This window comes from Glycomyces tritici (assembly GCF_030403505.1).
In genome coordinates this window covers 518176-531975 of record NZ_JAUEMJ010000001.1, presented here as the reverse complement: position 1 = coordinate 531975, position 13800 = coordinate 518176, and the positions used below count along the sequence as shown (strand labels likewise).

Below are 13800 nucleotides of genomic sequence, written 5' to 3'. Positions count from 1 at the left end.
AAGCGGGCGCCGTGTCCCTCCACCTGGTGAACAGTGTAGGAGCTTGCTACGACTTCTACAGGACCTCTGCGCCGGGGAACACAGGCTTGTCGGGCGCCACGACGCCGAGCCGCTTCGTCGCCCGCGTGAGCGCCACATAGAGGTTCCGCAGGCCCGAGGCCGCGATCGCGTCGGGATCGACCACGATCACGCTGTCGAACTCGAGTCCCTTGGCCTGCTTCACCGTGAGCACGGACGCCTCGGCGATGCCGGCGAGTCCCGCCGCCCGCTCGGCGGTCGTCACGACCGCCACGCTGCCGTCGCCGACCGCGGCCTTCTCTGCAGCGACCAGTTCCTCGACCCGCGTGTCGAGATCCTCCTGGGCGATCTCCAGCCACGGCCGGTGCCCCGATTCGCGCACCGAGCGCGGCCGGGCCGCCTCGACGTCGATCGCGTCGAGCACCCGGGTCGCGACCTCCATGATCTCGGCCGGGGTCCGGTAGGAGACCGTCAGCTGCTCGGCCCGCCACGCGAGCCCGGAGCTGCCGAACACCTCGCCCCAGCTCCTCGGGGCCGTCGGCCCCGCGGCCTGCGCGAGGTCCCCGGCGATGGTGAACGAGCGCGTCACGCACCGGCGCAGCAGCGCCCGCCACTCCATGGGAGACAGTTCCTGGGCCTCGTCGACGATCACGTGCCCGAAGATCCAGCGCCGGTCCGCCGCCGCCCGCTCCGCCACGGAGACGAACACGTCGTCCACCTGCCGCTCGCCGAGCCAGAACTCGTCGATCACGTCGGTGGCCTGCAGGATCTCGGACTCCTCGTCCTCGAAGTCGAACGAGGCCGAACCGGCCGCGATCGTCAGGACGTCCTGCGCGTACGCGATCTGCTCGGCGGTCAGCTCGCCGGCGCGCTTGGGCGCCTCGATCTCGCCCAGGTGCTCCGCGGCCTCGTCGAGCAGCGCCACATCGGCCTCGCTCCAGCCGCCGGGCCTGCGCAGGAGCAGCGCCCGCTCCTCCTTCTTCAGCACGGCCGCCGCCGAGGCGATGAGCTCCCGGGACGAGAACAGGTCCTCCAGCAGCTCCCGCGCCGAGAGCTGCGGCCACAGCACCTCGATCTGGCCGCGGATCACCGCGTCGGAGGCGATCTCGACCGCGAACTGCGCCCGGTCGGCCAGGCCCAGCAGGTTCTCCCCGCCCAGCGGGTCCTCGCCGATGATGTCCGCGTACTGGGTCGCGAGGTCGGCGATCACCCGCTTGTGGAAGGTCTCGCGGGCCTCGTTGTGCGGCAGGCCCGTCTCGCGCGCCGCGTCCCGGGCCGCCGTGATCTTCTCGGGCCGCAGGTACAGCTCGTGGCCCTCGAAGTCGACGGGCACGGGCTCGCGCGGCACCACCTGGCGGTCGGCGACCGCGCTGGCGATGACGCCGGCCATCACGGCCCGGCCCTTGATCGCGGCGACCGCCTCCGTCTCGGGGCGGTCGGCGACGACCCCGGGGAACAGCTGCGCGGGCGTGCGCAGCAGCACGTCCGACTCGGCCAGGCCCGGCAGGACCTCGGAGATGTAGCGCAGGAACTGCTTGCCGGGGCCGATGATGAGCACGCCCTGGCGCTTGAGCCGCTCGCGGTGCTCGTACAGCAGGTAGGCGGCGCGGTGGAGGGCCACGGCGGTCTTGCCGGTGCCCGGCGCGCCGTCGACGATCATGACGCCCTCCAGGGGCGCGCGGATGATCCGGTCCTGCTCGGCCTGGATCGTGGCCACGATGTCCTGCATCGTGCCGGTGCGGGCCGCGTCGAGCGCGGCCATGAGCGCCCCTTCGGAGCCGATGGTCGAGCTGGACTCGCCCGCGGCGTCCAGGTCCAGGACCTCGTCGTTCACCGAGCGCAGGCGCCGGCCCTTGGTGTGGAGGTGGCGCCTGCGGCGCACCCCGGCCGGGGAGGCGGCGGTTGCGAGGTAGAACCGGCGGCCGGCCTCGGAACGCCAGTCGACGAGCAGCTGCTCGCCGCCCTCGGCGTGGATCCCGATGCGGCCCAAGTACATCGGCACGTCAGAGGCGAGGTAGTCGAGCCGTCCGAAGCACAGGCCCTCCTCGACGGCGTCGAGCTGGGCGATGCGCTGGCGGTACAGGTGGGTCTCGGCGTCGCGCTGCGAGCGCTCCTGGTCGTTCTCCACGTGCTTGCGCCGCGACTCGCCGAGCCGCTCGGCGGCCTCCTCGCGGAGCCGGTCGAGGCGGGCGTACAGCTCGTCGAGGCGTTGCTGCTCGAACTTGACGGCCGGAGTGATGGCAGCGGACACGGCTCTCCTCGGATGCGGAGCGGATGGGATTCAAGACGAAGGTGCGCGAATACTCCTGGGCGCTGCGGGAAATCCGATCCCGCCAGCGTCGCCGAGGCTGCGAAGTGCGCAACTGAAAAAGTCTAGCTCTTGCGAGGTGCCATCGTCTCCTGCTGCGCCACTCGCCGAGATCGTGCGCACAGCGGATTCGGGGCACTCACGCGCTCCAGTGCCGCGGGCTTCGCTACCGTATAGGCCGATATCAGTGCCCTGCCCCGATGTACTTGGAGAGAATGCCGATGGCGCGAGAACCGAATGTCAGAGAGAACTGGGGGAGCAGGCTCGGCTTCATCCTCGCCGCGGTCGGGTCCGCTCTCGGGCTGGGGAACATCTGGCGCTTCCCCGGCGTCGCCTACGAGAACGGCGGCGGCGCGTTCCTCATCCCGTACCTGGTCGCCCTGTGCACCGCGGGCATCCCGCTGCTGATCCTCGAGTTCACGATCGGGCGCCGCTTCCGGGGCTCGGCCCCGGTGGCCTTCCGCCGCCTCAACAAGAACACCGAGTTCATCGGCTGGTGGCAGGTGGCGATCTCGCTCGTCATCGGCGTCTACTACGCGGTCATCATCGCCTGGGCCGCCTGGTACGCGTACTTCTCGCTGGAGCAGCAGTGGGGCCAGGACCCCGCGACGTTCCTCATGGTCGACTTCCTCGAGGCCGGCGGGCTCTACGACTTCGGGACCTGGCTCCCGGGCCTCGCCGTCGCGCTCGCCCTGGTCTGGGTCGCCACCCTCGCCGTGATCGGCGCGGGCGTCAAGAAGGGCATCGAGGCCACCAGCAAGATCTTCATCCCGCTGCTGGTCGTGCTCTTCGGCGCGCTCCTGGTCCAGTCGCTCACGCTCGACGGCGCGGTCGACGGCCTGAACGCGTTCTTCACGCCCGACTGGGAGGCCATCCGCGGCCCGCAGGTCTGGCTCGCCGCCTACGCGCAGATCTTCTTCACGCTGTCGGTCGGCTTCGGCATCATGATCACCTACGGCTCCTACCTCAAGCGCAAGTCCGACATCACCACCTCCGCGTGGACCGTGGGCATGTCGAACTCGTTCGGCGAGATCCTCGCGGGCATCGCGGTGTTCTCGGTGCTCGGCTTCCTCGCGCTCGAGACCGGCGTGCCGATCGACGAGCAGTCCTACCAGGGCGTGGGCTTGGCGTTCATCGCCTTCCCGGCGATCATCAACACCCTGCCGTACCTGGCCGGGCTGTTCGGCGTGCTCTTCTTCGTGTCGCTGGTCGTCGCCGGCTGGGCTTCGCTCATCAGCGTGGTCGAGGTGCCGGTCGCGGCATTCGAGGACCGCTTCGGCTGGAGCCGCAAGAAGACCGTCGCGATCATCGGCGGCGGCATGGCCGTCGTCTCGCTCGTGCTCTTCCCCACGGTGAACGGCCTGATGGTGCTCGACGTGACCGACCACTTCATCAACAACTACGGCATCGCGGTGGCCGCCCCCGTGGCGATCATCGCCGTGGTCTGGATCCTGTGGCGGTGGCAGGAGCTGCGGGACGACGCGAACGCCACCTCGTCGTTCAAGATCGGCCCGATCTGGTTCACCTGCCTGGGCGTGATCACGCCGCTCGCGCTGGCGGTCATCCTGTTCTTCAACGTCCGGGACCTGCTGGCGGCCGGGCCCGACAGCCCTCTCGCCGACTACCACGAGTACCAGGCGTTCGGCTGGGCGGTCGCGGGCGGCTCGCTCGCGTTCGCCCTGATCATGGCGCTCGTGCTGCGCCGCAGGGAAGTGCCCCCGGCCGTGCCCGAAGAGGAGCTCGAGGGCGACAGGGTCGTTTCGATCGAGAAGGAGGTCGACCTGTGACTCCCAGTGCCATTGCGATGATGATCGTCGCGCTCGTGGTGGTCGGCGGCGGTCTGCTCGTCTCGATCATCTCGCTCATCAGGAATCCCGAGCAGCCGGAGGACTGACGTCCGCTGACGCTCGCCAAGGGCCGCACCCGCTTCAGGTGCGGCCCTTGGCGTTGTGTGCGAAAACGGTACGCCCATGCGGGTTGCGGTGATTGGCGCGCGCTTGCCCCTTGTGTGAAGCAAACTTAACTGTTAGGTTCCTTTTTAATTCGATCCATTGATTTTCATCGATCCATCGAAGCCCCGCCGACCCATCGTCGATAGGAGCCGAAGATGCGCACGAAGCGCAAGATCATCCTGTCCATCGCCGGAGCCGCGACCCTCGCGGTCTCGGTCTCCATGGCCGCCCTGGCCTGGGGCCACGGCTACGCCTCCAACCCGCCCAGCCGCTCGGCGCTCTGCGCCGGCGGCGCAGTGTCCGACTGCGGCGCCATCTCCTACGAACCCCAGAGCGTCGAAGGCCCCAAGGGCTTCCCCGCCGCCGGCCCCGCCGACGGCGAGATCTGCTCCGGCGGCCATGCCGAGTTCGCCGAACTCGACGACCCGCGCGGCGGCAACTGGCCCGCCACGGCCGTGAGCGCCGGCACCCGGACGTTCACATGGACGATGACCGCCGCACACGCCACGGCGACCTTCGACTACTACCTCACCAACGACCGCTACGACCCCGCGAAGCCGCTCACCCGCGACATGCTCGACCTCAAGCCCTTCGCCTCCTTCCAGATGGGCGGGGCCAGGCCCGACCACACGATGAACCACACCGTGACGCTGCCCGCTCGCAGCGGCCGGCACCTGGTCCTCGGCGTCTGGAACATCGCCGACACCGTCAACGCCTTCTACTCCTGCATCGACGTCGAATTCGGCGGTGGTGGCGGGGGGACCCCGACCTCCAATCCGACCACCTCCAGCCCGACCGAGCAGCCGACCGACTGCGGCGCCTGGGACGCCGCGGCCGTCTACACCGCGGGTGACACGGTCACCCACAACGGGACCACCTACCGCGCCGGCTGGTGGACCTCCGGCGAGGAGCCCGGCACCACCGGCGAATGGGGCGTCTGGAGACCGACCACCGCCTGCTAGAGCCGCCTTCACGGCCACGGGCCTCCCCGTCACCAGGGGGCCCGTGGCGCTCATCTCCCTTGACGACGCCCCCGGACCTGGCCTAACCTTGACGACGTCCTTGTTCCCGACGTTAGGCACTCACTTGAAGCTCTAGGTCGTAGACATCGCGCGATCACGTCTCTGTGCACGTGACCGGTGTGTCTTCGATCAAGAGGGTGCCCATTTCCGGGGGTTCTTTCTCTCTGCCGTCTCCGGCGCGATGTCTCTCATCTCGATTCCGTTCCGCATCGACCTGAGAGAGGTCTCATGACCACCTATATCAACGTCCAGCAGCTCCGCTTCCTATGGCCCGAAGGCGAAAAGGTCTTCGACGGGCTCGACGTCGTCTTCTCCGACGGCCGCACCGCCCTCATCGGCGACAACGGCACCGGCAAGTCGACCCTGCTCAAGCTCGTGGCAGGCCTCCTCAAGCCCGAATCGGGCTCGATCACCGCCTCCGGGCTCATCGAGTACCTGCCGCAGGAGCTGCCGCTCCGCTTGGGCGACACCGTGTCCGACCTGCTCGGCATCGCCGGGAAGCGGCGCGCGCTCGCCGCCATCGAGGCCGGGGACGTGGACGAAGCCCACTTCAACGCGATCGGCGAGGACTGGGACTTCCTGGACCGCTCCCGCGTGGCCCTCGACGAACTCGGTCTCGACCATGTGGGCTTCGACCGCACCGTCGGCACCCTGTCCGGCGGCGAGTCGATGCTCGTCGGCCTGGCCGGGCGCCTCGTGCGCCGCCCCGACGTGCTGCTCCTCGACGAGCCGTCGAACAACCTCGACGGTTCGGCGAGAAAGCGCCTGTACCAAGCGATCCGGCGCTTCAACGGCACCCTCGTGGTGGTGAGCCACGACCGGGCGCTGCTGGAGCACGTGGACGCCGTGGCTGACCTCTACAAGGGACGCATCCGCGTCTTCGAGGGCAATTACAGCGCCTACGAGCAGGTCATCGAAGCCGAGCAGGAGGCCGCCGCGCGCGCCGTCCGCGACGCCAAGCAGGACCTCGTCCGCCAGAAGAAGGAGCTCATCGCCGCCCGCACCCAGAACGACCGGGGCGCCTCGTCCTGGCGCCGCGAGCAGGCGCGCGGCGGCACGCCGAAAATACTGCTCAACGCCAAGAAGAACGCCGGGGAGGTCTCCTCCGCGAAGCTGCTCAACGCGAAACTCGACGACGTGGCCGAGGCCCGCGACCGCCTCGACGAGGCCGAGGACGGCCTGCGCGACGACGGCGGGATCAGCATCGACCTGCCCGAGACCAGCGTCTCCTCGCACCGCGACATCGCGATCCTCAAGGGGCTCAAAGTGAGCGACCTGTACGGGGAGGAGGGCCTCGGACTGCACCTCCGTGGCCCCGAGCGCGTGGCGGTCACCGGCGACAACGGTGCGGGCAAGACCACGCTCCTGCGCGCGATCGCCGACGCCGCCCGCGTCCCGCACGGGTTCCTCACCCAGCGGCTCGAGCTGCTCGACGACGAGGCGAGCGTCCTCGACAACGTGCGCGCCAAGGCGCCCGAAGCCGAGGAGAAGATCCTGCGGACCCGCCTGGCCCGCTTCGGGATGCGCCGCGACTCGGTGTTCCAGCCGGTGGCGACGCTCTCCGGCGGCCAGCGTCTGCGGGCGGCCCTCGCCACCGTGCTGTCCTCGCAGCCCGCACCGCAGCTGCTCCTGCTCGACGAGCCGACGAACAACCTCGACATGAGCTCGATCCGCCAGCTCCAGCAGGCGCTGACCGCGTTCCAAGGGGCGCTCGTGGTCGTGAGCCACGATGAGGCGTTCCTCGAAGGGCTGGGCCTGACGCGCCGGGTGGAACTGACGCGCGGGGAGGGGATCGCGGTCGACGTTCCGGTCGCGGCGTAGCGACCGGCGTGGAATCCCGGACGGACGGCATCGGCGGACCGATACTGGGTTCGCCCACTGACGAAGGAGCGCCGATGCCGTCCACCCGAGCCCTGACCGCCGCCGCGGTCGTCCTCGCCGGAGCCCTCGCGGGCTGCGGCGGCGACGATCCGAAGGACCCCGACCTCGGCGGGGCGTGGACCGCCGCGCTCGCGGTCACGAGCGCCTGGAAGCAGGCGGCGCCGCAGGCGACCGGCACCGTCGACATCTCCTCGACCGGCAGCACTTCGGTCCAGATCGCGGTGGTCGGCCTCGCCCCGGGCACGGAGTACATGGCGCACGTTCACGACGGCGAATGCGACGAGGACCCGCCCGGCGGTGGCCACTGGCTCGCCGACCCGGACGGTGAGGACGCGGCCGGGAACATCATCGAGCTGAGCTTCACGACCTCGGACACCGGCGTGGGCTCCACCACCGTCTCGAGCGACCTGGTCCTCGACGACCGGGCCGAGAGCGTCGTCGTCCACGCTCCGCAGGCGCTGGCCGACTCCGAGCGGTTGGACTCCGACCGGGTGCTGTGCGGCGACCTCGAAGACGACTGACACGATGGCGGCTCCTGCTCGCGTCTTGTTCGGTCGGGGGAGTGTCGGGCCCGGCGCGGATCATGGAATCGGGGGGCCGGAACTTGCGAGCCGTCAACCGGCAGAGAGCCCGATTTGCGAAGACGCTCCCGGCGCAGGCCACTGCGGCGGTTAATGCGTGGCGACCGGCCCGGGCATCCACGTATCCTTGACCATCGTCATGCCCAGTAGCGTCCCCGAATCCCGAACCAGCCTGCGCGAGCGCGTCTTCGCCCTGCGCACGGCCGATCAGCGTGCGCTGCGCCGCCGCCTGCGCGAGGCCCGCGAAGCCGAAGGCCCGGCCCGCGCCGAAGCCTTCGCCAAGCTCGAGGCCGAGGTCGAGCGGAAAGAGGCCGCGCTGGCGGCCCGCGCCGCCGGCGTCCCGAAGATCGTCTACCCCGAAGAGCTGCCCGTCTCGCAGCGCAAGGACGACATCCTCGAGGCGATCCGCGACAACCAGGTCGTGATCATCGCCGGCGAGACCGGCTCGGGCAAGACCACGCAGATCCCGAAGATCTGCCTCGAACTCGGCCGCGGCGTCCGCGGCATGATCGGGCACACGCAGCCGCGGCGCATCGCCGCCCGCGCGGTGGCCGAGCGCATCGCCGACGAGGTCGGCTCGCCGCTCGGCGAGGCCGTGGGCTGGAAGGTCCGCTTCACCGACCAGGTGTCGGACAAGAGCTACGTGAAGCTGATGACCGACGGCATCCTGCTCACCGAGATCCAGCACGACCGGCTCCTGAGCGCCTACGACACGATCATCATCGACGAGGCGCACGAGCGCAGCCTCAACATCGACTTCATCCTCGGCTGCCTGCGCCAGATCCTCCCCAAGCGCCCCGACCTCAAGGTCATCGTCACCTCCGCGACCATCGACCCCGAGCGGTTCTCCAACCACTTCGCCGGAGAGCACGGCCCGGCCCCGATCCTCGAGGTCTCCGGCCGCACCTACCCCGTCGAGGTCCGCTACCGGCCGCTGCAGGCCGAGGACGGCGAGGAGCAGCGCGACCAGACCGACGGCATCCTGGACGCCGTCAACGAGCTCAGCCGCGCCGGCGACGGCGACATCCTCGTCTTCCTCTCCGGCGAGCAGGAGATCCGCGACACCGCCGACGCCCTCGAGAAGGCCAAGCTCCGCCACACCGAGATCGTCCCGCTGTACGCGCGCCTCTCCGCGCAGGAGCAGCACCGGGTCTTCTCCTCCCACACCGGCCGCCGCATCATCCTCTCCACGAACGTCGCCGAGACCTCCCTCACGGTGCCCGGCATCCGGTACGTCATCGACGCCGGGTACGCCCGCATCTCCCGCTACTCGGCCCGCACCAAGGTGCAGCGCCTCCCCATCGAGGCGATCAGCCAGGCCAGCGCCAACCAGCGCGCCGGCCGCTGCGGCCGCGTCGCCGAGGGCATCTGCATCCGCCTCTACTCCGAGGACGACTTCAACGCCCGCCCCGAGTTCACCGACGCCGAGATCCTGCGCACCAACCTCGCCAGCGTCATCCTCCAGATGACCGCCGCGAAGCTCGGCCGGGTCGAGTCCTTCCCGTTCGTCGACGCCCCCGACTCGCGGAACATCAAGGACGGCATGGACCTCCTGGTGGAGCTCGGCGCGCTCGAGGACGTGCGCAGCGGCGAGCGGCGCCTCACCAAGGCCGGACGCGACATCGCGCGCCTGCCGATCGACCCGCGCCTGGCCCGCATGATCCTCCAGGCCCGCGAAGAGGGCTGCGTCCACGCCGTCGCCGTCATCACCGCCGCCATGTCCATCCAGGACCCGAAGGAGCGCCCGGCGGACAAGCGCGCCCAGGCCGACCAGTCGCACGCGCGCTTCAACGACCCCGACTCCGACTTCTCCGCCTACCTCAACCTGTGGCGGTACCTCGAGGACGAGCGCAAGACCCGCTCCTCCAGCTCCTTCCGGCGCATGTGCAAACAGGAGTACCTGCACTACCTGCGCATCCGCGAGTGGCAGGACCTGGTTCGCCAGATCCTCGGCGTCCTCAAGAGCCTCAAGATCGAGATCGGCTCCCCCGAAGCCACGCCCGCCCCGAAGAGCGTCCACACCGCGCTCCTGGCCGGGCTCCTCTCCCACATCGGCGTCAAAGAGGCCGACACCCGCGAGTACCTCGGCGGGCGCAACGCCAAGTTCGCGATCTTCCCCGGTTCCGGCCTCGCCAAGAAGCAGCCGCGCTGGGTCGTCGCCGGCGAACTCGTGGAGACCAGCCGCCTCTGGGGCCGCGTATGCGCCAAGATCGAACCCGAATGGGTCGAGCCGCTCGCCGAGCACCTCAGCAAGCGCACCTACTCCGAACCGCACTGGTCGAAGAAGGCCGGGGCCGTCCTCGCCTTCGAGCGGGTCACCCTCTACGGCGTCCCGATCGTCGCCCGCCGCAAGGTCAACTTCGGCCGCATCGACGTCGAGACCAGCCGCGAGCTGTTCATCCGCCACGCGCTCGTCCAGGCCGAATGGGACACCCACCACAAGTTCCTCGCGCAGAACCTCGCCAAGATCAGCGAGGTCGAGGACCTCGAGAACCGGGTGCGCCAGCGCGGCCTCCTCGCCGACGAGCAGACCCTCTTCGACTTCTACGACGAGCGCCTCCCCGCCGACATCGTCTCCGGCCGCCACTTCGACTCCTGGTGGAAGAAGGAGAAGGACAAGACCCTCCTCGACTTCGACGAGCAGCTCCTCCTCGGCGACCGCGCCGAGCGCGTCGCCGCCGACGCCTACCCCGAGATCTGGACCTCCGAAGGCGCCGACCTCGAACTCGACTACGAGTTCGAACCCGGCTCCGCCCGCGACGGCGTCACCGTCGCCGTCCCCCTCCCGGCCCTCCAGCAGCTCGACCAGGACGCCTTCACCTGGCAGGTCCCGGGCCTGCGCGCCGAGTTCGCCGAAGCGCTCATCAAGAGCCTCCCCAAGTCCCTGCGCCGCAGCTTCGTGCCGGCCCCCGACTTCGCGAAGGCCGCCGTCGCCCGCATGGCGCCCGCCCCCGGCCGGCCCATGATGGCCGCGCTCGCGGACACGCTCAAGTCGATGACGCACGTCCACGTCCCCGACGACGCCTTCGACCTCACCAAGGTCCCCGGGCACCTCCTCGTCACCTTCCAGGTCAAGGACGAGGAAGGCAAAGTCCTCGCCGAAGGCAAGGAACTCGGCGCCCTCCAGCGCCAGCTCGCCCCCAAGACCCAGGAGGCCGCGTCGGAGGCCTTCGACCTCGAGCGCACCGGCCTCAAGACCTGGGACTTCGACGCGCTGCCGAAGATCCACGAGACCCCGCGCAAGGGCTACACCGCGAAGGCCTACCCCGGGCTGGTCGACGAGGGCGGCTCGGTCGGCGTCAAGGCCTTCCCCGATCCCGGTGCGCAGGCCGCGAACATGTGGGCGGGCACGCGCCGGCTCCTGCGCCTGAACACCCCCGACCCGCGCCTGAAGGAGGCCCTTACCCGCAACGAGCAGCTCGCGCTGGCCACGGGCCCTTACGCGAACGTGGATGCGCTGCTGGCCGACTGCGTGCGGACGGTGCTCGACAAGGTGCTCATCGAGGGCGGCGGCCCGGCCTGGGACCGCGAGGGCTTCGAGGCGCTGCTCAAGCGCGCGAGGCCGGAGGTCGCGGGCGAGTCCCCGGCGGTGGCCCGCAAGGTCGCGGCGGTGCTGACCGAGGCGCGCGAGGCGTCCCGGCTCCTCGAGGGCAAGTTCGACCTGCGCGTGCTGCCCGCATTGAGCGACATGCGCCGCCAGCTCGAATCGCTCGTCGGCGCGGACGGCTTCGTGGGCTCGACCGGCTGGTGGCGCCTGGACGACCTGCTCCGCTATGTGAAGGCCATCAGCTTCCGCGCCAAGCGCGCGGTCGCCGACGTGGCGGGGGACCAGGGCAAGATGGAGGTCATCCAGTCCCTGGAGGCCGAGCGGGACTCGCTCGCGCGCACCCGGCCCGCCGCGCTCCGCTCGGGTGAGGGCCGCGAGGTCCGCTGGATGCTCGAGGAGCTGCGCGTGAGCTTCTTCGCCCAGCAGCTCGGCACCCGCTACCAGGTGAGCGAGAAGCGCATCCGGAAGCTCCTCCAGGCGCTCTAAGGGCCAATCGCACCCCGGATGTCACACCCCGGGTGCATGATCGAGTTCCGGTGTACGCCGCGCACGGTACGGCGAAGCGCCACCACAAAGGTGATGTCAAGCACGCATCAATATGACATCATGATCTCGGGTGCACGCTGCCCCGGAAACCAGAACTCGAAACCCTTCCACACGACACCACTCCAAAGGAGGACGAAGTGTCGCAAGACAACGCCATCGAAACCGAGGGCCTGACCAAGCACTTCGGCGACCTCGTCGCCCTCGACCACGTCGACCTCACCGCCCGGACCGGGACCGTGCTCGGCGTCCTCGGGCCCAACGGCGCCGGCAAGACCACCATGGTCCGCATGCTCGCCACCCTCTCCCAGCCCACGGCCGGGACCGCCCGCGTGGGCGGGTACGACATCGTCAAGGACGGCGCCAAGGTACGCACGTTCATCGGCCTCACCGGCCAGTTCGCCGGCGTCGACGAACTGCTCACCGGCGAGGAGAACCTGCGGTTCATCGGCCGCCTCCTCGGCATGCCCACCCGGGACGCCAAGGCCCGCGCCCGCGAACTGCTCGCCCAGTTCAACCTCTCCGACGCCGCCGAGAAGCCCGCCAAGGCCTATTCCGGCGGCATGCGGCGCCGCCTCGACCTGGCCGCCAGCCTCGTCGGCCGGCCCCGCATCCTCTTCCTCGACGAGCCCACCACCGGACTCGACCCCAGGGCCCGCGGCGAGCTCTGGGGACTCGTGCGCGGCCTCGTCGCCGACGGCACCACCGTCCTGCTCACCACGCAGTACCTCGAAGAGGCCGACCAGCTCGCCCACGAGATCGCCGTCATCGACCACGGCAAGGTCATCGCCACCGGCACCCCGACCCAGCTCAAAGCCAAGATCGGCGGCCAGAGCCTGCGCATCCAGCCCGAGGACCACGGCCAGCTCGACACCGTGCGCGAGCTCGTCGCCGCGCGCTTCCCCGAACTCGAACCGGCGGTCGAGGCCGGGGCGATCACCGTCGGCGTCAACGACGACGGCATCATGCCGGCCCTCGCCGCCGACCTCCGCGACCGCGGCATCGCGCTCACCGAGTTCCACCTGGGACTCTCCAGCCTCGACGAGGTCTTCCTGACCCTCACCGGCCGCCGCACCGAGACCGACACCGACGACGGCGATCCGGACAGCGCCGCCGAGACCGAGGAGTCCGCGAAATGACCGCCGCCCACATCTACGCCCCGGTCGTCCACCGCCCCGGGCTCGGCGCCACCGTCAGCCAGGTCCTCTCCATGGCCTGGCGGCAGATGGTCCGCATCAAGCACAACCCGTTCGAACTCGTCGACCTCAGCCTCAGCCCGATCATGTTCCTGCTGCTGTTCGTCTACGTCTTCGGCGGCCAGATGGCCGGGTCCACTTCGGACTACCTCCAGTACGTCCTCGGCGGCCTCATCGCCCAGAACGCCATCTTCCTCACCATGTACACCGGCACCGGCATCAACGCCGACCTGCGCAAAGGCGTATACGACCGCTTCCGCTCCCTGCCGATCGCCCGCTCCGCGCCGCTGGCCGGGAAGATCTTCGCGGACATGTTCAAGCAGGTCTGGTCGATCGTGGTCATGCTCGGCCTCGGCCTCCTCATGGGCTTCGAGCTGCGCACGGTCGCCGGCGCGTTCCTCGCGATGCTCGTGCTGGTGGTCTTCGCGCTGGCGATCTCGTGGATCTCGGTCCTGATGGGCGTGGTCGCGGATTCGGAGGAGAAGGTCCAGATCTACGCCTTCGTGATCATCATGCCGCTGACCTTCACCTCCAGCGCCTTCGTCGACATCAACACGATGCCCGGCTTCATGCAGGCCTGGGCGAAGGTCAACCCGGTCACCCACCTCGCGGACGCCATGCGCGGCCTCCTCTCGTTCGGCCCCATCGCCGAGCCGCTGATGTGGACCTTCGTATGGGCCGCGGCGATCTTCGCGGTCACCGCGCCCCTGGCGATGCGCGCCTACAGGCGCAAGATGGTCTGACCGGACCGA

The 13800-nt window shown here is 69.8% G+C and carries 9 protein-coding genes; 8 read left to right on the top strand and 1 reads right to left on the bottom strand.

Features of this window, described 5'->3' with window-relative positions; all coding sequences use genetic code 11:
* Positions 1-55: 55 nt before the first annotated feature.
* Positions 56-2269 carry a HelD family protein gene (locus QWI33_RS02455; RefSeq protein WP_289954515.1) on the bottom strand — a complete coding sequence of 738 codons (2214 nt, stop codon included), beginning with the start codon at positions 2267-2269 and terminating at the stop codon, positions 56-58.
* A gap of 278 nt (positions 2270-2547) precedes the next feature.
* Here QWI33_RS02455 and QWI33_RS02450 point away from each other — a divergent pair, with 278 nt between their 5' ends.
* From QWI33_RS02450 to QWI33_RS02415, 8 genes are all read left to right on the top strand, one after another.
* Positions 2548-4113 carry a sodium-dependent transporter gene (locus QWI33_RS02450; RefSeq protein ID WP_289954513.1) on the top strand — a complete coding sequence of 522 codons (1566 nt, stop codon included), beginning with the start codon at positions 2548-2550 and terminating at the stop codon, positions 4111-4113.
* On the top strand, positions 4110-4220 hold the full coding sequence (locus QWI33_RS02445; RefSeq protein WP_289954512.1) for a methionine/alanine import family NSS transporter small subunit: 111 nt from the start codon (positions 4110-4112) through the stop codon (positions 4218-4220). The genes QWI33_RS02450 and QWI33_RS02445 overlap by 4 nt, the downstream gene beginning before the upstream one ends.
* 213 nt (positions 4221-4433) lie before the next feature.
* Entirely contained in the window at positions 4434-5240 is an 807-nt protein-coding gene (locus tag QWI33_RS02440) for a lytic polysaccharide monooxygenase auxiliary activity family 9 protein (protein ID WP_289954510.1), read from the top strand.
* Between the two features lie 288 nt (positions 5241-5528).
* Complete coding sequence (locus tag QWI33_RS02435; RefSeq protein WP_289954509.1) at positions 5529-7121, top strand: ABC-F family ATP-binding cassette domain-containing protein; 1593 nt, start codon at positions 5529-5531, stop codon at positions 7119-7121.
* A gap of 74 nt (positions 7122-7195) precedes the next feature.
* Positions 7196-7702, top strand: coding sequence for a hypothetical protein (locus QWI33_RS02430; protein WP_289954507.1), 507 nt, complete (start codon positions 7196-7198; stop codon positions 7700-7702).
* A 199-nt stretch (positions 7703-7901) separates the two neighbouring features.
* Positions 7902-11795, top strand: coding sequence for an ATP-dependent RNA helicase HrpA (hrpA, locus tag QWI33_RS02425; protein WP_289954505.1), 3894 nt, complete (start codon positions 7902-7904; stop codon positions 11793-11795).
* Positions 11796-11992: 197 nt separating this feature from the next.
* Complete coding sequence (locus tag QWI33_RS02420; RefSeq protein ID WP_289954503.1) at positions 11993-12991, top strand: ATP-binding cassette domain-containing protein; 999 nt, start codon at positions 11993-11995, stop codon at positions 12989-12991.
* Entirely contained in the window at positions 12988-13791 is an 804-nt protein-coding gene (locus QWI33_RS02415; RefSeq protein WP_289954501.1) for an ABC transporter permease, read from the top strand. Before QWI33_RS02420 ends, QWI33_RS02415 begins: the two co-directional genes overlap by 4 nt.
* Positions 13792-13800: the final 9 nt, after the last annotated feature.

Coding starts and splice junctions, on each gene's coding strand:
- hrpA (WP_289954505.1), top strand. CDS start 7,902: ATGCCCAGTAGCGTCCCCGAATCCCGAACCAGCCTGCGCGAGCGCGTC.
- QWI33_RS02440 (WP_289954510.1), top strand. CDS start 4,434: ATGCGCACGAAGCGCAAGATCATCCTGTCCATCGCCGGAGCCGCGACC.
- QWI33_RS02415 (WP_289954501.1), top strand. CDS start 12,988: ATGACCGCCGCCCACATCTACGCCCCGGTCGTCCACCGCCCCGGGCTC.
- QWI33_RS02450 (WP_289954513.1), top strand. CDS start 2,548: ATGGCGCGAGAACCGAATGTCAGAGAGAACTGGGGGAGCAGGCTCGGC.
- QWI33_RS02435 (WP_289954509.1), top strand. CDS start 5,529: ATGACCACCTATATCAACGTCCAGCAGCTCCGCTTCCTATGGCCCGAA.
- QWI33_RS02430 (WP_289954507.1), top strand. CDS start 7,196: ATGCCGTCCACCCGAGCCCTGACCGCCGCCGCGGTCGTCCTCGCCGGA.